This window comes from Janthinobacterium sp. JF4, from assembly GCF_059617925.1.
Window position 1 is genome coordinate 53,457 of sequence record NZ_JCAQAV010000023.1, and the last position, 18,615, is coordinate 72,071.

The window sequence follows — 18,615 nt, forward strand, 5'->3', positions numbered from 1 at the left end:
TTATCAAAACGCCAACTTAATACTAATGCGCGGCACTCCGCGCCATTCGCCATGTCCCTGACACTCTCCGACGTAAAACGCATCGCCCACCTGGCCCAACTTGAAATGGCCGACGACCAGGCCGTCACGTCTTTGGCCCAATTGAACAAGATTTTTGCACTGGCGGAACAAATGCAAGCCGTCAATACCGATGGCGTGGCGCCCCTGAGCCACCCGCTGGCCGCCCATATGGACAATATCGCCCTGCGCCTGCGCGAGGACGTCGCCACCGAGGAAAATCGCCGCGACGCCTACCAGGCCGTGGCGCCGAAGGTCCAGGATGGACTCTATCTGGTGCCAAAAGTAATCGAGTAACTGGCACCTGACATAAGCTACTGCGCGTCGCGATTTGCGGCCTGCGATGCTCACTGTGCTAAAGCACAGCTCCGCTTCTCGGCCACAACTCACTTCCGCTCGCTACGCTTCTGTCTGGCGCTAGAACGGCGCAGTGCACGAATCCCAACCTTGCCGAATAGATAAAAATAGAAACGCCATGCATACAAAATCCATCAAACAGCTGTCCACGCTTTTGCAGAACAAGGAAATTTCCGCCGTTGCGCTGGCGACGCATTTCCTCGACCGCATCGAAGCGGACAACTCGAACGCCTTCCTGCACGTCGACCGTGCCCTGACCCTGGCGCAAGCTGCCGCAGCGGATGCGCGCATTGCCGCCGGCACGGCCACGCCATTGACGGGCGTGCCGATCGCGCACAAGGACTTGTTCGTCACGCAAGGCTGGCGCACGACGGCCGGCTCGAAAATGCTGGCCAACTACGCCAGCCCGTTTGACGCCACCGTCGTGGAAAAATTCCAGGCGGCCGGCATGGTCACCCTGGGCAAGGTCAATTGCGATGAATTCGCCATGGGCTCCGGCAACGAGAACTCGGCCTTCGGCGCCGTGCGCAATCCGTGGGACAACACCGCCGTGCCGGGCGGCTCGTCGGGCGGCTCGGCCGCCGCCGTCGCGGCTGGCCTGACGCCGGCGGCCACCGGCACCGACACGGGCGGTTCGATCCGCCAGCCTGCCGCTTTTTGCGGCATCACCGGCATCAAGCCGACGTATGGCCGCGTCTCGCGCTTCGGCATGATCGCCTTTGCTTCGTCGCTGGACCAGGGCGGCCCGATGGCCCGCTCGGCCGAAGACTGCGCCCTGCTCTTGAGTGCCATGGCCGGCTTCGACGAACGCGACTCGACCAGCCTGTCGCCGGAACAGGGCGGCGTGGCGGAAGATTTTTCGCGCAGCCTGAATGAACCCCTCACAGGCTTGCGCATCGGCGTGCCGCGCGAATACTTCGGCGAGGGCCTGGCCAAGGACGTGGAAGCGGCCGTGCGCGGCGCGCTGGCGCAGTATGAAAAGCTGGGCGCCACCCTGGTCGACATCTCGCTGCCGAACACCGCCCTGTCGATTCCCGCCTACTACATGATCGCGCCGGCGGAAGCATCGTCGAACCTGTCGCGCTACGACGGCGTGCGCTACGGCCATCGCGCCACCGAGTACAAAGATTTGCAGGACATGTACAAGAAGTCGCGCGCGCAGGGCTTCGGCCCGGAAGTGCAGCGCCGCATCATGGTCGGCACCTATGTACTGTGCCACGGCTACTACGACGCCTACTACCTGAAGGCGCAAAAGATCCGCCGCCTGATCGCGCAGGATTTCGACGCCGTCCTGAATGGCCCGAACGCCGTTTGCGACGTCATCATGGGCCCCGTCGCGCCGACCGTCGCCTGGGACCTGGGCGACAAGACGGACGATCCGGTGGCCAACTACCTGGCCGACATCTACACCCTGTCGACCAGCCTGGCCGGCCTGCCCGGCATGTCGATCCCATGCGGCTTTGGCGATGGCGAGAAAAACAGCAAGCGCCCCGTCGGCCTGCAAATCATCGGCAATTATTTTGGCGAAGCCAAGCTGCTGAACATCGCCCACCAGTTCCAGCAAGTGACGGACTGGCATACGCGCGCTCCTGCCGGCATCTAACTATATATTTGCGCCGCTTTGCCGGCGCCACCAAAAATAAGCGAGAACACTATGCAATGGGAAGTCGTCATCGGTCTTGAGAACCACGTGCAGCTCACGACCGAATCCAAAATTTTCAGCGGTTCGCCGATCAAGTACGGCGCCGAAGCCAATACGCAAGCGAGCCCAGTCGACCTGGCGCTGCCTGGCGTGCTGCCCGTGATGAACAAGCAGGCCGTCGACCGCGCCATCCGTTTCGGCCTGGCCGTCGGCGCCACCGTCGCGCCGCACTCGGTCTTCGCGCGCAAGAACTATTTTTATCCGGATTCGCCCAAAGGCTACCAGATCAGCCAGTTCGAGGACCCCGTCGTCATCGGCGGCGCGCTGACCTTCGGCTACGAAAAGGATGGCGAATTCGTCACCAAGACGGTCAACCTGACGCGCGCCCACCTGGAAGAAGACGCCGGCAAATCCCTGCATGAAGATTATGCGGGCATGAGCGGCATCGACTTGAACCGCGCAGGCACGCCGCTGCTGGAAATCGTCTCGGAGCCGGAAATCCGCAGCGCCGCCGAAGCCGTGGCCTATGCCAAGGCGCTGCACTCGCTGGTCATGTGGCTGGGCGTTTGCGATGGCAACATGCAGGAAGGCTCGTTCCGCTGCGACGTCAACGTTTCCGTCCGCCCCGTGGGCCAGAAGGAATTCGGCACGCGCTGCGAAATCAAGAACCTGAACTCCTTCCGCTTCATCGAAGAAGCCGTGCACGTCGAAGTGCGCCGCCAGATCGAACTGATCGAAGACGGCGGCAAGGTCGTGCAGGCGACGCGCCTGTACGATCCGGACCGCAAGGAAACGCGCGAAATGCGCAGCAAGGAAGACGCCCAGGATTACCGCTACTTCCCGGACCCGGACCTGCCGCCGCTGGTCATCTCGCCAGAGTGGATAGCCACGGTCAAGGCCTCGATGCCGGAACTGCCGGCCGCCATGCGCGCGCGCTTCATCAGCGAATACGCGCTGCCGGAATACGATGCGCTGGTGCTGACGCAATCGAAAGCCATGGCGACCTATTTCGTCGCCGTGGTCGACAAGGCCGGCAAGGAAAACGCCAAGGCCGCCGCCAACTGGCTGATGGGCGACGTGTCGTCGACCCTGAACCGCGAAGGCGTGGACCTGGACGACGCCCCCGTCTCCGCCGCGCAGCTGGCCGCCATGCTCAAGCGCATCGCCGACGGCACGATCTCGAACAAGGCGGCAAAAGAGGTCTTCGCCGGCATGTGGGAAGCGAAGTCCAGCGACGAGCACCTGGTCGATGCCGTCATCGACGCCAAGGGCCTGAAGCAGATTTCGGATTCTGGCGCCCTGGAAGCGATCGTCGATGAAGTGCTGGCGGCGAACGCCAAGTCGGTGGAGCAGTACCGCGCCGGCAAGGAAGCGGCCATCAACGCGCTGATCGGCCAGGCCATGAAAGCATCCAAGGGCAAGGCCAACCCGGCGCAGCTGACGGAACTGCTGAAGGCCAAGCTGGCGGGATAAGTTCCCCAGTTCCAAAATCCACAAAAAAAGACGCTGCGGCGTCTTTTTTATTGGAAGATATACTATTTCATTAATCAAATAATGTTCACGATCATCATATGCGCAAGATGAATTATTGACAAATAATTGGGACAAAGGAAAATACAGATCTAAGATTTGGCAAACTCAAAAAAGCAAGATAGAGTGTAAAAAATATTCCATAAAAAACCAAAAAATTAAAAAACTTATCTTTACCGACAATCAAAACAATTTTAGCAGAAAATATAATTCCACGAAGATATGCAATTGCAGCAAGTGCAGGTGCGAATATAAAAAATACAGAAAGCGTGTTTGCAGTTATCACGCTAAAAACAACAACGACGACTGCAAGAAAAGAATATACCATAAACATAGGAATACTTGACAGCTCATTGATGCTTAAGAAATAACAATAGGAAATGAAAGCCACATTCAAAAAAACAAAAAATGCAGCAATATACTTTACCGCCCTCCCTACATCACGTTTAGTATCAGAAATAAATTTTTCAAATATTTCAGTCCGTTTATACGCCCAAGCACCTATGGATCCTGCTGTATAAAAAAACATCAAAAATGTAGTGGCAGATACCTGTTTGGCTGTTTTAAAATCAATTTTATCGAAAAAAACGTAAAGAATGAAAGAAAAAAAGGCGCCTCCTAAGAAGTAATTTTTAAATCCTTTCAATGCATCCGTATCAGAGAGTTGTGCCACGTCTATTAAACCATTCTTTGTTGAACTTTGTATTCTATCAATCCATTGAATCATTGATGGACTTAACTTAAAAAGTGCAAGACTAGTCATCATTAGACTAATAGCATAAATGAAATACAAAGCCAGACAAAAAATCATAAAGTTCCCAATATCAACGTCAAAAGTCGGATAAATCCATTAAATAATTTTAAAATATTATCATAGTCAGTCAAAAAATTCACAGAACGTATTTGACAGAAATTAAATAATATGATTTTTATCAATCCAGTACAAAAATAGTGGAAATGATATACTTTGAAAAGCATATCCAATAATTTTAATTATTTACCATGAAAAAAATCAAAACCGGCCTGGTCGGCTACGGCTTCGCCGGCTCCACCTTCCACGCTCCCGTCCTGTCCACCATCGATGCCCTGGAACTGGCGGCCGTCGCCTCCAGCAAACCGGAGCTCGTGCACAAGGATTGGCCGCACGCGACCGTATATGCGGAGCCCGCGCAGCTGTTTGCCGATCCATCGATCGAACTGGTCGTCATCGCCGCGCCCAACGAAGCGCATTTCAGCCTGGCGCAGGCAGCCCTGCAAGCGGGCAAGCACGTGGTGGTCGACAAGCCATTCACCATTTCCAGCGTTGAAGCACAGAGTCTGATCGCGCTGGCGAACGAGCGCAAGCTGGTGCTCAGCGTGTACCACAACCGGCGCTGGGATAGCGACTTCCTGACCCTGAAAACGCTGCTGGCGCAGGGTACCCTGGGCCGCATCGCCAGCGTCGAATCGCATTTCGACCGCTTCCGCCCCGAGATCCGCCAGCGCTGGCGCGAGTCCGGCGCACCGGGTGGCGGCTTGCTGTACGACCTGGGCCCGCACATGCTGGACCAGGCCATGCAGCTGTTCGGCCAGCCGGAAAAGCTGTACGCCGATATCGCCCTGCAGCGCGATGGCGCCCAAGCCGTCGACTATATGCACATCGTCCTGTACTACGACCGCTTGCGCGTGGTGCTGCAAGCGGGCTGCCTGGTGAAGGCGCCGACGGCGCGCTTCGCCGCGCATGGCGACAAGGGCAGTTTTGTGAAATTTGGCCTCGACCCGCAGGAAGATGCCTTGAAGGCGGGCGGCAGGCCGGGACAGCCCGGCTGGGGCGTGGATCCCGTGCGCGGCGCGCTGCACCTGGGCACCCAGCCGGACGGCCATTGTGAACACCTCGAGATGCAGGCGGGCCGCTACCAGGACTTTTACCAGGGCATGGCCGACGCCATCCGCCATGGCGCAGCAGCGCCCGTGGCGGCCGAAGACGCGGCGGCGACGATACGTCTGATCGAACTGGCGCTGCAAAGCGCAGCCGAAGGACGCGTGCTCGCAGTCAGCTGATCGGGCTGCCGTCGCCCGGCATCAAGGCTGGCCCTGGTTCGTTCCCGCCGGCCAGACCAGCTCCACCCGCGCAGAACTGCCTGCCTTGACCTGCACCTTGCGTTCCAATGTCTTGCCGGCCAGGGTAGCGCGCAGGCTGTAGCTGCCCGGCGGCAGTTTCGCCAGCAGGAACGGTCCGCTGGCCGTCGTTTCCAGCGCCAGCGCGCCCTTGGCGTCGCGTATTTCCAGCTTCACGTCGGAGGCAAATTCCGCCTTGCCCGGCGCCTGCACGGAAAACACGAGACTCAAGGGCCATTGCCGGCTGGCGCTCTTGATGGCCGTCGATTCATCGAGGCCGATGCCGCCGCTCAGGTACTCCACCGCCCCGCTTTTCTGCACGGGCGGCAGTGCGCTGTCGGTTTGGGCCTGCGCCGCACTTCCCAGCAACAGCCCGGCGGCCAGCATTGCCGCCGCCAGGCCCAGGGTACCGCGTCTGTTTGATGCCATCTCACTCTCCTCATGTCGCTTGAATCAAGATAGGAAGCGCAGCTTAGGCCAGTCTTAGGTTAGCGCCGGCGCATGGCCTCGGCGATCTTCTGGTCCGTCTTGTACTGGCTCAGCGCATACACGGCCCAGATCGTCGCCGGCAGCCAGCCGATCAGGGTGATTTGCAGGATCAGGCAAATGATGCCGGCGATCGGACGGCCGATCGTGAAAAAGGTCAGCCACGGGAGTAACAGGGCAATCAGCAAGCGCATCGTTCGTTCCTTGAGTATTCCCCTGTGCCGCGGGGACCGGGCCGGCATGCACCGGCGGTCAATTCAGTCAAGACGATTATAACGATACTGGCGCCTCACGCCGGCACGGGTGCCAGCAGTGTCTCCATCCACGCCAGAATGGCGGCGAAGATCACGTCGCGGTTCACTTCATTGAAATTCTCGTGATAATTGGCCGGATAGTAGTGGTAGTCGAGCAGGCCATCGGGCACGCTGCGCAACAGGCTTTCCGTGGCGCGGCTGTCGGCCAGCTTGTCGTCGCCCGCCACCACGGCGAACAGGGGGAAGCGCCAATCCGACAAGCCGCCCGCCAGTTCCTTTTGCGCCAAGGTCAAGGCATGGGCGAAGCGCACCGATGCCGCACTGGCGCGTATGCCATCGCGCTCATCCTGGAAATGACGCGCGGTGATGGTTTGATCATGCGTCAGCAGCATGGTCAAGTTGCCCAGCGGTACCTTCATCGTGGGGAAGCGCTGCGCCAGCCAGCCGGACAGCATCTGCAGCACCTTCGGCACGGGAATCGCATTCACGTAATACGGCGATGAGATGATGAAGCCTTTGATGGCCGGGTCGCCCGCAAAGCGCCGCAGCCCCAGGTGCGTGGCGATCAGGCCGCCCATGGAATGGCCCATGACAAAGATGGGCAAGCCCGGATACGCCTGCTTGACCCAGGCGAGGAACAGTTCCGCGTCGTCGAGGAAGGCGTCGAACGAGGGGATATCGACCTTGCGCTTGCCATCGTGGCCCACCATGTCGAAGCTGACGGTGGCGATGCCGTGCTGGCGGAAGGTCAGCGCCGGCGTGACGTAGTCGCCCGCATGCGCCATGCCGCCGTGGATCGCCAGGATCACTGCGCGTGGCTGCTCCGGCTGCCAGATGTGGATGGGCCGTTCGACCTGGTCGCTGCACAGCAGGCTGGCCATCTTGTCTTCTGAAAAACGCATCGCTGCTCCTGTCATGCCCTGTCACGCCTTCAGATGATCGATCAACTGGCGCGCATACAGGGGTAATTCACTGAACTGGCGCACGCAGATTGTCAGATTGCGTACCGACCAGGGATCGGATAATTCAAGGCAGCGCAGCGCCATCGTCTGCTGGCAGCGGCTGGCCGCCGCCAGCGGCACCACGCTGATGCCCACGCCGCTGGCCACCATGCGGCAGACGGCATCGAAACTGCGCAGGCGCACGCGCACCTTCAATGGGCGCCCCAGGCGCGCCGCATGCATGCCCAGGTACTGCTGCATCGCGCTGTCGTCGGCCAGGCCGATGAAATCGTGATCCAGCACGCTGGCAAAGTCGACGACGCCATCCTGCCCCAGCGCGCGGTGATGCACGCCATCGGCCGCGGCGATCACCACCAGCCGGTCGGGGCGGAACAAGAACGTCTGCAAGCCGCGCATGTCGACCGAGTCGGAGACGATGCCCATGTCGGCCAGCCCTTCCGAGACGGCCTTGACGATATCGTAACTGAGGCGCTCTTCCAGGTCGATGGTCAGATTCGGATGGCGGTCGAGAAAAGCACCGAGCGCTTCGGGCAAGAATTCGCTGAGCGCGGCCGTATTGCACAGCAGGCGCAACTGCCCTTTCAAACCGCGCGCAAATTCGCCGAGCTCACCGCGCATTTTCTCCATTTGCAGCAGCACCAGGCGCGCGTGATGCAGCAAGGTCTGACCCACGGGGGTCGGTTCCACGCCGCGCCGCCCGCGCAGCAGCAGCGGCATGCCCAGCATCTCTTCCATGCCGCGCACGCGCGCACTGCTCGACGCCAATGCGAGATGGCTGCGCGCGGCACCCGCCGTCAGGCTGCCCGCCTCCACCACGTTGACAAACAGCTGTAAATCGACCAGATCAAAGCGCATGGCGGCTCTCCTTTTCGCCATCTTATCAGCCTTCGGCTATCCCTTAGGCTGGCTCAAAATAATCCACCTTGGCGAAAATCTCTGGCAGGCGCAGAATCCACGCAAAATCATTCTGGATGAAAAAGATGGAGACGTCATTCCTGCTGGCCGTCGGCGCCAGCTTCCTCGTCGCTGGCTTCGTCAAGGGCGTAGTCGGACTGGGCTTGCCGACGGTGGCCATGGGCACGCTCAGCCTGGTCATGCCGCCCGTGCAGGCAGCCGCCCTCTTGATCGTGCCATCGATGGCGACGAACGTGTGGCAGCTGGCAGCCGGCCCAGGCCTGCGCGCCCTGCTGCAGCGTTTATGGCCCATGCTGGCGGCCGTCATGGCCGGTACCCTGGCGGGTGGCGCCCTGCTGCCGAAGGATAGCGAGACCTGGGCCGTCGTCGCGCTGGGCGTGGCGCTGATGCTGTATGCGCTGGCGGGCCTGTTCTCGCTGCAGTTGCGCGTGCCGGCGCGGCACGAAGCGTGGCTGGGGCCCGTGGCGGGCGCGGTGACAGGGCTGGTGACGGCCGCCACGGGCGTGTTCGTGATCCCTGCCGTGCCGTATCTGCAGGGATTGGGATTGGCGCGCGATGCGCTGGTGCAGGCGCTGGGACTGGCGTTTACCGCGTCGACCGTGGCGCTGGCGGCCAGCCTGGCCCTGCACGGCGACTTCAGTCTCGGTGCGGCCGGCGCTTCCGCGTATGCGCTGCTGCCGGCGCTGGCCGGCATGCTGGCCGGTCAATGGCTGCGCGGGCGCATCGCGCAGCCAGTATTCAAGCGATGCTTTTTTGCCGGGCTGTTTGCCCTGGGCCTGCATGCGGCGGTCAAACCATGGCTGGCGTGATGCGGATAGACTGGCAAGGAGACAGTGCGCTGTGTGCGTGGGTCGACGGCCAGCAGGTGGCCATGCTCGACATCAGCAAGTGCGCGAACGGGGTGACGGTGAACATGCTGTTCGTGAAACCGCCGTTCCGCCGGCGCGGCATCGGCGGCGCGCTGTTGCGGCAGCTGTTGCAATGCCACCCGCAAGCTGCCACCGCCTGCAGCGACCCGCGGCTGCGGGCGCTGCTGGAAGACAAAACGATTTAAAGTGCTCAGGGCAAGGCGCGGCAGACAGCACGCTAGTGCGGCAACGCGCCGCAACGCCGCCATGGGCGCTTTAAATGCCATACTTGGCGCGATACGCGGAGACGGCTTCCTTATGCTTGAGCAGTTCCGGATCGGCGCCCGCGCCATTCAGGTAGCCGAACAAGTCATCCAGGTTGCCGATCGAGATGACGGGGATGCCGTACTGTTTCGATACTTCCTGCACCGCCGAACTTGGCGACAGCTGGCCGTCCGGGCCGGAGCGCTCCATGCGGTCCAGCGCGATCAGCACGGCGCATGGCTCGGCGCCGGCGGCGCGGATCATGTCCACCGATTCGCGCACCGAGGTGCCGGCCGAGATCACATCGTCAATGATGACGACTTTGCCATGCAGCTTGGCGCCGACGATGGTGCCGCCTTCGCCATGGTCCTTGGCTTCCTTGCGGTTGAAGGCGAACGAGGTGTTGCGGCCCTTGCCGGCCAGCGCCACGGCGGTGGCCGACGCCAGGGTGATGCCCTTGTAGGCGGGACCGAACAGCATGTCGAATTCCACGCCCGAGTCGAGCAGGGTCTGCGCATAGAACTGCGCCAGCTCGGCCAGGGTGGCGCCGTCGTGGAACAGGCCCGCATTGAAGAAATATGGTGACTGGCGCCCGGCCTTGGTGGTGAACTCGCCGAACCGCAAGACTCCCTTGGATACTGAAAACGCGATAAACTGCTGGCGTAAATTATTCACATTAGCCTCATTTTTTAAAAGTGCCTGTATTTTAATCCGCGCGCAGCGGCGAGACAATCGCCATGCCGCGCCCGCCGGCCCCGTCCAGCGCCCTTTTCATTCTCAATCTATGCCAAAAATTATCTCCGCCAACCTGAACGGCATCCGCTCCGCCGCCAAAAAAGGCTTTTTCAACTGGATGGGCACGCAGACGGCCGATTTCATCTGCGTGCAGGAATTGAAGGCGCAGCTGCCCGACATGACGCCTGAATTCCTCAACCCGCACGGCTACCATGGCCATTTCCACTACGCCGAGAAAAAAGGCTATTCCGGCACGGGCGTGTACAGCAAGGTCGAACCAGACGCCGTGCATATCGGCTTCGGCAGCCCCGAATTCGATGCCGAAGGCCGCTACGTGCGCTGTGATTTTGGCAATCTGTCCGTCATTTCCGTGTACTGCCCGTCCGGTTCGTCCGGCCCGGAACGCCAGGAAGCCAAGTTCCGCTTCATGGAACTGTTCCTGCCGCACCTGCTGACATTGAAGGCGCTGGGGCGCGAAGTGGTCATCTGCGGCGACTGGAACATCGCCCACCACGAAATCGACCTGAAGAACTGGAAGGGCAACAAGAAGAATTCCGGCTTCCTGCCGGAAGAGCGCGCGTGGCTGACGCGCGTCTTCGACGAAGTGGGTTTCGTCGACGTGCACCGCGGCCTGGACAAGCGCGAAGACCAGTACACGTGGTGGAGCAACCGCGGGCAAGCCTACGCGAAGAACGTGGGCTGGCGCATCGACTACCACGTCGCCACGCCAGGCATCGCGGCCCAGGCGCACACGGTCAGCGTCTACAAGGACGAGCGGTTCTCCGACCATGCGCCCCTGATCATCGATTACACGCTCAAAGGCTGATCTTTGACACGTCGGCGGTGGTGTCGGCTTACGCTGCGCTAAGCCGACCTACGCCTGATCTGCCGACAACATGGTTGACACGCCAATGGGGGTGTCGGGTTACGCCAGCACGCGCCGGCTTTCGAAGTGGCGCGGCGCGCCGCTCAACGGGTCCGTGAAATCGATGGCGCGCGCCAGCAACTGCAGCGGGTGCGACATGTCGTCTTCCTTGCACGGCTGGGCCACGGGGTAAAACGCATCGTTGACAATGGGGATGCCCAGCGCGGCCAGGTGCACGCGCAGCTGGTGCTTGCGGCCCGTGTGCGGCTGCAGCCGGTACAGGCACATGTCGCCGCGTTCTTCGATCACGTCGAGGGTGGTTTCCGAATTCGGCTCCCCCGCTTCCTCGCGCATGAGGAAAAACTGCGCGCCCTCGACCATGCGGCTGCGATAGGTAAACGGAAAATCGCGGCCAGCCAGGCGCGGCGCCAGCGCCTCGTACGTCTTGCGCACTTCGCGGCGCTGGAACAGCGACTGATAGGCGCCACGGCTGGCCACCTGGCGCGAAAAAATCACCACGCCGGCCGTCTCGCGGTCGAGGCGGTGAATCGGCGTCAGCTCGGCGCAATCCAGCTTTTTCTTCAGGCGCGTCAGCAGGGTCTCCTGCACGAAGCGCCCGCCCGGCGTCATGGGCAAGAAGTGCGGCTTGTCGACCACCACCAGGTGGTCGTCCTGGAACAGGATCTCTTCCTGAAACGGGATCGGCGTTTCGCGTTCCAGCTCGCGGTAGTAAAAAATGCGCATGCCGCGCCGGTATGCGCTGTCGGGCGCCAGCACGGCGCCGTCGCCGCTGACCACTTCGCCGCGCGCCATGCGGTCCTGCCATTGCGCGGCGCTGATCTGCGGATAGCGATCGAGCAGAAACGACAGCATGTCCGGCCACCGCCCTTCCGGCAGCCACAGGTAGCTGGGCGCCACGCCGTCGCGCATGGGCAGCGGCGCGGGGCCACGACGGGACGACATCCTAGCGCTTGGCAATGGCGTTGCTGCGGTACGGCGGCAAGGCGTCCACGCTGACGCCCTTGCTGCGCGCGTACAGGGGCAGCACTTGCGTCATGTGGCTGTTCATCTGCGAGATGCGGTCCTTGCCCGACGGGTGAGTCGAGAGGAATTCCGGCGGCGCGCCCGCGCTCACGGCGGCCATTTTCTGCCACAGCACCACGCCGGCGCGCGGATCGAAACCGGCGCGCGCGGCCAGGTCCATGCCGATCAGGTCCGCTTCGCGCTCATCGTCGCGCGAGAACTTCAGCATCACACCCTGCGCCGCCATATTCGTGGCGGTGCTGGTGATGCTCGGATCGACGCCGAGCCAGGCCGACAGGCCGGCGCCGGCCAGCTTGGCCCCCACGGCCGCCAGGTTGCCCTTGCCCGCCTGCGCCTGCGAGTGTTCGCGCAAGGCGTGCGAAATTTCATGTCCCATGACGACCGCCACTTCATCGTCGGTCAGGTTCAGCTTGGTGATGATGCCGCTGTAGAAAGCGATCTGCCCGCCCGGCATGCAAAAGGCGTTGACCTCGTCCGAGTTGAGCAGGTTGACCTGCCAGTTCCAGCTGGCCGCCGCCTCGTTCCAGCGCGTGGCGAACGGGATGATGCGCTGGGCGATGGCGCGCAGCCGCTTCACTTGCGGATCGCTGTCCGGCACCAGCGCATTTTTTTCCTTCGCCTCGTTGACCAGCTGCGTATATTGCTGCTTCGATTGTGCATTGAAATCGGCGCCGCCGGCGAAGATGCGCGAAGTCGACAAAGGACGCACCTTGATGCCGTCCTGTACCGTCGCCTGCTGGGCGAAGACGGACAGCGGCGCCAGCGCGGTGGCCGCGCACAGGCTGGCCAGGATGGTGTAACGTTTAAGGGATATTGGTGCCATTGGCAGACCTCCATGGAGCGATTTTAGGCAGCATCATCATGGCCGGGAAGGCCAGGAAGAAGCAAACGATGAAAAACGAGAACCAGCCCAGCTCGGCGACCAGAAAGCCCACCGAGGCATTGATCAGGGTGCGCGGCACGGCGCTCAGGCTGGAAAACAAGGCATATTGCGTGGCCGTGTAGCGCGGGTCCGTGGTGCGCGACAGGAAGGCGACAAAGGCGGCCGCACCCAGGCCCAGGCTGGCGAAAGCTTCAAAACCGATCACGGCGCTGAGCAGCATGGTGTTCGGCCCCACCTGCGCCAGCCAGGCGAATCCCAGAATCGCGATCGCCTGCAGCGCGCCGAACACCCACAGGCCCCGGTTGATGCCCAGCTTGAGCATCCATATGCCGCCCACCACGCCGCCGGCCAGGCTGGCCCAGAAACCCGTGGTGTTGGCGGCCAGGCCGATCTGCGTCATGGAAAATCCCAGGTCCAGATAAAACTTCGTCGCCAGCGCCGTGGCCATGCTGTCGCCGATTTTGTAGAGTAATACGAAGGCGAGGATCCACATTGCGTTACGCCAACCATCGCGCGCGATGAATTCCTGGAACGGCAAGATGATCGCTTCGCGCATGGTCTTCGGCGGCGAGCCGTAGACGGTCGGCTCCCTGATCAGCAAGGTGCACACAAACCCCGGCAGCATGAAGGCGGCCGTGATCCAGAACACGGGCTGCCACGGCATGCGGTCGGCCAGGATCAGCGACAGCGCGCCCGGCACCATGCCCGCCACTTTGTACGCGTTGACGATGACGGCGGCGCCCAGGCCCTGCTCGTTATCGCTGAGGATTTCGCGCCGGTAGGCGTCGATGACGATATCCTGGCTGGCCGACAGAAAGGCCACGCCACCGGCAGCAAACGCGATCAGGCCGATCTGCGTGAGCGGGTCCAGCATGCCCATGCCGCCGATGGCAAAGAACAGCGCCACTTGCGTCAAGGCCATCCAGCCGCGCCGGCGTCCCAGGCCCAGGATGCGGTAGCGGTCCATCAGGGGCGCCCACAGGAATTTCCAGATGTACGGGAACTGCACCAGGGCGAACAGCCCCAGCGCCTTGACGTTCAGGCCCGACTTGGCCAGCCATGCCTGCAGCAGGTACAGCAGGATGAACAGGGGCAGTCCGGAACTGAAGCCCAGCACCAGCACGGTCAGCATGCGGCCATTGGCATAGGAGCGCCAGCCAGGCGCCGGGCTTGTGGTCATCAATGCACCGCTTTTTTACGCAGGCGGAAGACGGCCAGGTCACCGCGCAGGTTCGGCAGCACGGAGACCATCTTGCCCTCGGCCAGGGCCACGCACTCGATCACTTCCAGGCCACATTCCTCGGCCAGTTCGCGGAAGTCGTTGATGGTGGCGCAGCGCACGTTGGGGGTGTCGTACCACTGGTAAGGCAGCGATTTCGACACGGGCATGCGCCCTTTCAGCAGCGCCACGCGGTGCGGCCAGTAGGCGAAGTTGGGGAAGGAGACGATGGCTTCGGCGCCCACGCGCACGATGTCGCGCAGCAGCGGCTCGACCTGCTTCATCATCTGCAAGGACGACAGGCACAGCACCGTGTCGAAGCTGTTGTCGCCAAAGATGGCCAGGCCCTTTTCCATATCCTGCTGGATCACGTTCACGCCGCGCAGGGTGCTGGCCAGCACCTTGTCGTCGGCGATCTCGATGCCATAGCCGCTGCATTCCTTGTCGCTTTGCAGATACTGCAGCATCACGCCTTCGCCGCAACCCACGTCCAGTACGTGCGCGTTGTTCGGCACCCAGTGGGCGATGAAGGCCAGGTCGGGGCGCAGCGCGCTCAATTCGTCAAAAGTCATGCGGTCTCCTTGGCGCCCTGGCGGACGGCGGTGTGCTGTGCTGGAGCGGGCAAGCCCGCCCCGATATCGTTCCATACCTGGCCATAATAGGCGCGCACCATGTTCATGTAGCGCGCATCTTCCAGCAGGAAGGCGTCGTGGCCGTGCGGCGCGTCGATTTCCGCATACGTGACCTGGCGGCGGTTGCATACCAGCGCTTCGACGATTTCGCGGCTGCGCTCGGGCGAGAAACGCCAGTCGGTGGAAAACGAGGCGAGGAAGAACTTGGCCTTCGTGCCCGACAGGGCCTTGGCCAGGTCGCCGCCATGCGCGCGCGCCGGATCGAAATAATCGAGCGCTTTGGTGATCAAGAGATACGTGTTGGCGTCGAAGTATTCGGAGAACTTGTCGCCCTGGTAGCGCAAATACGATTCGATCTCGAAGTCGATGCCGAAGCCGAATTTGTAGTCGCCCGTCTGCGCCGCATCGCGCAGCTTGCGGCCGAATTTTTCAGCCATGTCGTCATTCGACAGATAGGTGATGTGCCCCACCATGCGCGCCACGCGCAAGCCGTTCTTCGGCACCACGCCGTGTGCATAGAAGTCGCCGCCATGGTAATCGGGGTCGGACAGGATGGCCTGGCGCGCCACGTCGTTGAAGGCGATGTTCTGCGCCGACAGCTTGGCCGTCGAGGCGATCACCACGCAGTGGCGCAGCCGCTCGGGGAACATGATGCTCCACGCCAGCGCCTGCATGCCGCCCAGGGAGCCGCCCATCACGGCGGCGAACTGGGTGATGCCCAGTTCATCGGCCAGGCGCGCCTGCGCGCTGACCCAGTCTTCCACCGTCACGACGGGGAAAGAAGCGCCATACGGCTTGCCGGTGGCGGGATTGGTGTGCATGGGGCCCGTCGAACCGAAGCAGGAGCCCAGGTTGTTGACGCCGATGACGAAGAATTTGTCGGTGTCGAGCGGCTTGCCGGGACCGACCATATTGTCCCACCAGCCCGTGCTTTTCGGTTCGTCCGCGTAGACGCCGGCCACGTGGTGCGAGGCGTTCAGGGCATGGCAGACCAGCACTGCGTTCGATTTGTCGGCGTTCAGGGTGCCGTAGGTTTCATACATCAACATATAGTCCCGCAGCGATGCTCCGCTTTGCAGCTGCAGGGGTTGCGCAAAATACATGGTTTGCGGCGAAACGATTCCAATGGATGACATGTGTGTCGGTTTATAAAAAGGGGTGGCCCCACGGGCCATGGTCGATGCAGCACCGCGATGATAGGTGCTGCAACTTTAGCATCAGGAACCCTCTTGCCGCGCGCGATGTGTCCTGATGCCGATAGGGTGACAGTTTACATGAGCTGCAGTTGCCGGACGGCTTCCGCGATCACATTTGGTTCCATGGAACGCATAATTTTGCGCATTTGTGGTGCAATCAGACCCAGATCGCTGTTGAGTATCTCTTGCTTGACCGCTAACAGCTGGGCCGGGTGCATGGAAAACTCGCGCAAGCCCATGCCCAGCAGCAAGCGCGTGAGCTTCACGTCGCCCGCCATCTCGCCGCAGACGGCCACGTCGATGCCCGCCTTGTGGCCGGCGGCGATCGTCATGGAGATCAGCTGCAGCACGGCCGGATGCAGAGGATTGTACAAATGCGCCACTTCGTAGTCGACGCGGTCGATGGCCAAGGTGTACTGGATCAGATCATTCGTGCCGATCGACAGGAAATCCATGCGCTTGACGAACATGGGCAAGGCCAGCGCGGCGGCCGGGATCTCGATCATGGCGCCCACTTCGACGGCGTCGTCGAACTTGACGCCTTCCTCGCGCAGGCTGGCCTTCGCTTGCTCTATCATGGCCAGCGACTGGTCGATCTCGAAGGCATGCGCCAGCATCGGAATCAGGATGCGCACCTTGCCGAAGGCCGAGGCACGCAAAATCGCCCGCAGCTGCGTCAGGAACAATTGCGGCTCGGCCAGGCAGTAGCGGATGGCGCGCAAGCCCAGGGCGGGATTCAAGGCTGTATGGTCGGACTGGTCGAGCGGCTTGTCGGCGCCGATGTCGAGCGTGCGGATGGTCACGACGCGCCCTTTCATCGACTGCACCGTGTTGCGGTAAGCCTCGAATTGCTCGTCCTCGGTGGGTATCTTGTGGGCGCGGCCCATGAACAGGAATTCGGAGCGGAACAGGCCCACGCCGCTGGCGCCCGATTCCAGCGCAAACGCGCAATCCTCGGGCAACTCGATATTCGCCAGCAGGGTGATGGGCGTGCCGCATTTGGTCACGGCCGGCGTCTTTTTCAGCTTGCCCAGCTTTTTGCGCGCGCGCTGCATGGCCACCTGACGCTCGCGGTACTGTTCCAGCACCAGGGCGCTGGGGTTGGCGATCACCACGCCTGCATCGCCGTCGATGATCAGCCAGTCGTCCTGCTCGATCAGCATCGACGCCTGCGACATGCCCACGGCAGCCGGAATATCCAGGCTGCGCGCGACGATGGCCGTGTGCGAGTTCTGCCCGCCCACATCGGTGATGAAGCCGATGAAGGAACGGTCGCGGAACTGCAGCATGTCGGCCGGCGAGATGTCGTGGGCGACGACGATCATCTGCGCCATCAATTCATCTTCGGCGGCGGCCTTGGGCAACAGCTGCTCGGTGCCCAGCAAGACTTTCAAGACGCGTTCGGCCACCTGCTGGATGTCGGCCTTGCGTTCGCGCAGGTACGGGTCTTCGATTTCGTCGAACTGGGCCGACAATTCATCGATCTGCGTCAGCAGCGCCCATTCGGCGTTGTAGTGGCGCGAGCGGATGATGTCGAGCGGCGCTTCGGAAATCATCGGATCGGACAGGATCAGCGCGTGCACGTCGATGAAGGCGCCCAGTTCCGTGGGCGCGTCTTTCGGCAACTCGTTCCACAGGGTTTGCAGTTCCTTGTGGACGGCGGCGATGGCGTTTTGCAAACGCTGGACTTCGGCTTCGATCTGTTCCTGGGCGACCAGGTAATGTTTGACGTCAAGGGCGGCCGGCGCCAGCAGGTGCGCGCGGCCAATGGCGATGCCGCGGGAAACCGGGATGCCGTGGAGCGTGAAAGATGCCATGGGATGACCTGTCGGAATGCGGCTGCGGCTGCGTTCGGCGGGCATTACTCGCCTTCGCCAAACCTGTCATTAATCAGGGCGGTGAGGGCATCGACACATGCCAGCTCATCATCGCCCTCGGCTTCCAGGGTCACTTTCGCGCCCTTGCCGGCGGCCAGCATCATCACACCCATGATGGACTTGGCGTTGATGCGGCGCGCGTTGCGGGTCAGCCAGACGTCGCTCTTGAACTTGGCTGCGAGCTGGGTAAATTTGGCGGAGGCGCGTGCGTGCAGTCCCAGCTTGTTGATGATTTCGAGTTCTCTTTGAATCATTTTTGTATGGTCTCTATCCCTGAATGCACTGCATTATTGCCAGCCCTTGCCTATAAAACCCGCCGCCTTCAGGGCGGCGGCCATGTCACTCTTTACTCGCCCACGCGAATGCGGTTATCGACGCGCACGGCGCCGCTTTGCGCACCGGCCAGCGCCATCTCCACCACCACGTCGAGCGTGTCGCGGCGATACGTGATGGCGCGCAGCAGCATCGGCAGGCTGATGCCGGCGATGACTTCCACCCGGCCTGCATCGGCCAGCTTGTTGCAGCAGTTCGACGGCGTGCCGCCCTTCACGTCGGTAATCACCAGCACGCCGGAGCCGTCGTCGAGGCGGCAGATGGCGTCCGACGCCAGCTTTTGCACTTCCGCCAGATCCTGGTCGGCGACGACGTCGATGGCTTCAAAACGTTCCGTTGGCCCCCGAAACACATGCGCGCAAGCGGCGATGAATGCCTGTCCCAGCGGTGCATGTGTCATGAGCAAAATCCCTACCATA

At 61.7% G+C, this 18,615-nt stretch carries 21 protein-coding genes; 7 read left to right on the forward strand and 14 right to left on the reverse strand.

Annotation, left to right across the window (positions count from 1 at the left end; translation table 11 throughout):
• Positions 1 to 51 precede the first annotated feature (51 nt).
• From gatC to gatB, 3 genes are all read left to right on the forward strand, one after another.
• Positions 52 to 354 carry an Asp-tRNA(Asn)/Glu-tRNA(Gln) amidotransferase subunit GatC gene (gene gatC, locus AC54AF_RS17315; RefSeq protein ID WP_131688694.1) on the forward strand — a complete coding sequence of 101 codons (303 nt, stop codon included), beginning with the start codon at positions 52 to 54 and terminating at the stop codon, positions 352 to 354.
• A gap of 178 nt (positions 355 to 532) precedes the next feature.
• Positions 533 to 2,017: an Asp-tRNA(Asn)/Glu-tRNA(Gln) amidotransferase subunit GatA gene (gatA, locus tag AC54AF_RS17320; protein ID WP_496637537.1), complete on the forward strand. Its 1,485-nt coding sequence runs from the start codon at positions 533 to 535 to the stop codon at positions 2,015 to 2,017.
• 36 nt (positions 2,018 to 2,053) lie between these two features.
• Positions 2,054 to 3,529 carry an Asp-tRNA(Asn)/Glu-tRNA(Gln) amidotransferase subunit GatB gene (gene gatB, locus AC54AF_RS17325; RefSeq protein WP_496637552.1) on the forward strand — a complete coding sequence of 492 codons (1,476 nt, stop codon included), beginning with the start codon at positions 2,054 to 2,056 and terminating at the stop codon, positions 3,527 to 3,529.
• A 112-nt stretch (positions 3,530 to 3,641) separates the two neighbouring features.
• On the opposite strand, the gene AC54AF_RS17330 is transcribed toward gatB, so the two are convergent.
• Positions 3,642 to 4,352 (reverse strand): hypothetical protein, encoded by a 711-nt coding sequence (locus AC54AF_RS17330; RefSeq protein WP_496637538.1) that lies wholly within the window; start codon positions 4,350 to 4,352, stop codon positions 3,642 to 3,644.
• A gap of 236 nt (positions 4,353 to 4,588) precedes the next feature.
• Between AC54AF_RS17330 and AC54AF_RS17335 the strand changes: the two genes are divergently transcribed.
• On the forward strand, positions 4,589 to 5,626 hold the full coding sequence (locus AC54AF_RS17335; RefSeq protein ID WP_496637539.1) for an oxidoreductase: 1,038 nt from the start codon (positions 4,589 to 4,591) through the stop codon (positions 5,624 to 5,626).
• Positions 5,627 to 5,647: 21 nt separating this feature from the next.
• Here the strand turns inward: AC54AF_RS17335 and AC54AF_RS17340 are convergent, their stop codons facing one another.
• The 4 genes from AC54AF_RS17340 to AC54AF_RS17355 form a co-directional block, all read right to left on the reverse strand.
• A complete protein-coding gene (locus tag AC54AF_RS17340) occupies positions 5,648 to 6,112 on the reverse strand; it encodes a carboxypeptidase-like regulatory domain-containing protein (protein ID WP_496637540.1) in 465 nt (154 codons plus the stop codon).
• A 59-nt stretch (positions 6,113 to 6,171) separates the two neighbouring features.
• Positions 6,172 to 6,363, reverse strand: coding sequence for a YqaE/Pmp3 family membrane protein (locus AC54AF_RS17345; RefSeq protein WP_034749384.1), 192 nt, complete (start codon positions 6,361 to 6,363; stop codon positions 6,172 to 6,174).
• 95 nt (positions 6,364 to 6,458) lie between these two features.
• Positions 6,459 to 7,325, reverse strand: a complete 867-nt coding sequence (locus AC54AF_RS17350; RefSeq protein WP_496637541.1) for an alpha/beta fold hydrolase — start codon at positions 7,323 to 7,325, stop codon at positions 6,459 to 6,461.
• 21 nt (positions 7,326 to 7,346) lie between these two features.
• Complete coding sequence (locus AC54AF_RS17355; protein WP_034749390.1) at positions 7,347 to 8,240, reverse strand: LysR family transcriptional regulator; 894 nt, start codon at positions 8,238 to 8,240, stop codon at positions 7,347 to 7,349.
• A 125-nt stretch (positions 8,241 to 8,365) separates the two neighbouring features.
• Here AC54AF_RS17355 and AC54AF_RS17360 point away from each other — a divergent pair, with 125 nt between their 5' ends.
• Together AC54AF_RS17360 and AC54AF_RS17365 are read left to right on the forward strand one after the other, a co-directional pair.
• Positions 8,366 to 9,109: a sulfite exporter TauE/SafE family protein gene (locus AC54AF_RS17360; RefSeq protein ID WP_496637542.1), complete on the forward strand. Its 744-nt coding sequence runs from the start codon at positions 8,366 to 8,368 to the stop codon at positions 9,107 to 9,109.
• Positions 9,109 to 9,354 carry a GNAT family N-acetyltransferase gene (locus AC54AF_RS17365; RefSeq protein ID WP_496637553.1) on the forward strand — a complete coding sequence of 82 codons (246 nt, stop codon included), beginning with the start codon at positions 9,109 to 9,111 and terminating at the stop codon, positions 9,352 to 9,354. Before AC54AF_RS17360 ends, AC54AF_RS17365 begins: the two co-directional genes overlap by 1 nt.
• 70 nt (positions 9,355 to 9,424) lie before the next feature.
• Here the strand turns inward: AC54AF_RS17365 and pyrE are convergent, their stop codons facing one another.
• Positions 9,425 to 10,087 (reverse strand): orotate phosphoribosyltransferase, encoded by a 663-nt coding sequence (pyrE, locus tag AC54AF_RS17370; protein WP_071079536.1) that lies wholly within the window; start codon positions 10,085 to 10,087, stop codon positions 9,425 to 9,427.
• A gap of 109 nt (positions 10,088 to 10,196) precedes the next feature.
• On the opposite strand from pyrE, the gene AC54AF_RS17375 reads away from it, so the two are divergent.
• Positions 10,197 to 10,973 (forward strand): exodeoxyribonuclease III, encoded by a 777-nt coding sequence (locus AC54AF_RS17375; RefSeq protein ID WP_131688683.1) that lies wholly within the window; start codon positions 10,197 to 10,199, stop codon positions 10,971 to 10,973.
• 99 nt (positions 10,974 to 11,072) lie between these two features.
• Here AC54AF_RS17375 and AC54AF_RS17380 read toward each other — a convergent pair whose 3' ends face one another.
• The 8 genes from AC54AF_RS17380 to AC54AF_RS17415 all read right to left on the reverse strand — a co-directional run bounded on the left by AC54AF_RS17380 (position 11,073) and on the right by AC54AF_RS17415 (position 18,614).
• Entirely contained in the window at positions 11,073 to 11,975 is a 903-nt protein-coding gene (locus AC54AF_RS17380; protein WP_496637543.1) for a pseudouridine synthase, read from the reverse strand.
• Position 11,976: 1 nt separating this feature from the next.
• Entirely contained in the window at positions 11,977 to 12,879 is a 903-nt protein-coding gene (locus tag AC54AF_RS17385) for a M48 family metalloprotease (protein ID WP_131688681.1), read from the reverse strand.
• Positions 12,860 to 14,119: an AmpG family muropeptide MFS transporter gene (locus AC54AF_RS17390; protein ID WP_496637544.1), complete on the reverse strand. Its 1,260-nt coding sequence runs from the start codon at positions 14,117 to 14,119 to the stop codon at positions 12,860 to 12,862. The genes AC54AF_RS17385 and AC54AF_RS17390 overlap by 20 nt, the downstream gene beginning before the upstream one ends.
• Positions 14,119 to 14,730 carry a methionine biosynthesis protein MetW gene (metW, locus tag AC54AF_RS17395; RefSeq protein ID WP_070222822.1) on the reverse strand — a complete coding sequence of 204 codons (612 nt, stop codon included), beginning with the start codon at positions 14,728 to 14,730 and terminating at the stop codon, positions 14,119 to 14,121. The genes AC54AF_RS17390 and metW overlap by 1 nt, the downstream gene beginning before the upstream one ends.
• Positions 14,727 to 15,926, reverse strand: coding sequence for a homoserine O-succinyltransferase MetX (gene metX / locus AC54AF_RS17400; RefSeq protein ID WP_131688679.1), 1,200 nt, complete (start codon positions 15,924 to 15,926; stop codon positions 14,727 to 14,729). Before metX ends, metW begins: the two co-directional genes overlap by 4 nt.
• A gap of 134 nt (positions 15,927 to 16,060) precedes the next feature.
• Positions 16,061 to 17,803, reverse strand: coding sequence for a phosphoenolpyruvate--protein phosphotransferase (ptsP, locus tag AC54AF_RS17405; protein WP_496637545.1), 1,743 nt, complete (start codon positions 17,801 to 17,803; stop codon positions 16,061 to 16,063).
• Between the two features lie 44 nt (positions 17,804 to 17,847).
• Positions 17,848 to 18,117, reverse strand: coding sequence for an HPr family phosphocarrier protein (locus AC54AF_RS17410; protein ID WP_099380004.1), 270 nt, complete (start codon positions 18,115 to 18,117; stop codon positions 17,848 to 17,850).
• A 92-nt stretch (positions 18,118 to 18,209) separates the two neighbouring features.
• Positions 18,210 to 18,614: a PTS sugar transporter subunit IIA gene (locus AC54AF_RS17415; protein ID WP_035824452.1), complete on the reverse strand. Its 405-nt coding sequence runs from the start codon at positions 18,612 to 18,614 to the stop codon at positions 18,210 to 18,212.
• Position 18,615: the final 1 nt, after the last annotated feature.

What these genes read in the sequence shown, in the direction of transcription:
- AC54AF_RS17355 (WP_034749390.1), bottom strand. Translation starts at nt 8,240, where the DNA reads ATGCGCTTTGATCTGGTCGATTTACAGCTGTTTGTCAACGTGGTGGAG.
- AC54AF_RS17380 (WP_496637543.1), bottom strand. Translation starts at nt 11,975, where the DNA reads ATGTCGTCCCGTCGTGGCCCCGCGCCGCTGCCCATGCGCGACGGCGTG.
- AC54AF_RS17350 (WP_496637541.1), bottom strand. Translation starts at nt 7,325, where the DNA reads ATGCGTTTTTCAGAAGACAAGATGGCCAGCCTGCTGTGCAGCGACCAG.
- AC54AF_RS17365 (WP_496637553.1), top strand. Translation starts at nt 9,109, where the DNA reads ATGCGGATAGACTGGCAAGGAGACAGTGCGCTGTGTGCGTGGGTCGAC.
- AC54AF_RS17410 (WP_099380004.1), bottom strand. Translation starts at nt 18,117, where the DNA reads ATGATTCAAAGAGAACTCGAAATCATCAACAAGCTGGGACTGCACGCA.
- AC54AF_RS17360 (WP_496637542.1), top strand. Translation starts at nt 8,366, where the DNA reads ATGGAGACGTCATTCCTGCTGGCCGTCGGCGCCAGCTTCCTCGTCGCT.
- metX (WP_131688679.1), bottom strand. Translation starts at nt 15,926, where the DNA reads ATGTCATCCATTGGAATCGTTTCGCCGCAAACCATGTATTTTGCGCAA.
- AC54AF_RS17390 (WP_496637544.1), bottom strand. Translation starts at nt 14,119, where the DNA reads ATGACCACAAGCCCGGCGCCTGGCTGGCGCTCCTATGCCAATGGCCGC.
- AC54AF_RS17335 (WP_496637539.1), top strand. Translation starts at nt 4,589, where the DNA reads ATGAAAAAAATCAAAACCGGCCTGGTCGGCTACGGCTTCGCCGGCTCC.
- gatC (WP_131688694.1), top strand. Translation starts at nt 52, where the DNA reads ATGTCCCTGACACTCTCCGACGTAAAACGCATCGCCCACCTGGCCCAA.
- AC54AF_RS17375 (WP_131688683.1), top strand. Translation starts at nt 10,197, where the DNA reads ATGCCAAAAATTATCTCCGCCAACCTGAACGGCATCCGCTCCGCCGCC.
- AC54AF_RS17415 (WP_035824452.1), bottom strand. Translation starts at nt 18,614, where the DNA reads ATGGTAGGGATTTTGCTCATGACACATGCACCGCTGGGACAGGCATTC.
- metW (WP_070222822.1), bottom strand. Translation starts at nt 14,730, where the DNA reads ATGACTTTTGACGAATTGAGCGCGCTGCGCCCCGACCTGGCCTTCATC.
- AC54AF_RS17345 (WP_034749384.1), bottom strand. Translation starts at nt 6,363, where the DNA reads ATGCGCTTGCTGATTGCCCTGTTACTCCCGTGGCTGACCTTTTTCACG.
- ptsP (WP_496637545.1), bottom strand. Translation starts at nt 17,803, where the DNA reads ATGGCATCTTTCACGCTCCACGGCATCCCGGTTTCCCGCGGCATCGCC.
- AC54AF_RS17330 (WP_496637538.1), bottom strand. Translation starts at nt 4,352, where the DNA reads ATGATGACTAGTCTTGCACTTTTTAAGTTAAGTCCATCAATGATTCAA.
- gatA (WP_496637537.1), top strand. Translation starts at nt 533, where the DNA reads ATGCATACAAAATCCATCAAACAGCTGTCCACGCTTTTGCAGAACAAG.
- AC54AF_RS17340 (WP_496637540.1), bottom strand. Translation starts at nt 6,112, where the DNA reads ATGGCATCAAACAGACGCGGTACCCTGGGCCTGGCGGCGGCAATGCTG.
- AC54AF_RS17385 (WP_131688681.1), bottom strand. Translation starts at nt 12,879, where the DNA reads ATGGCACCAATATCCCTTAAACGTTACACCATCCTGGCCAGCCTGTGC.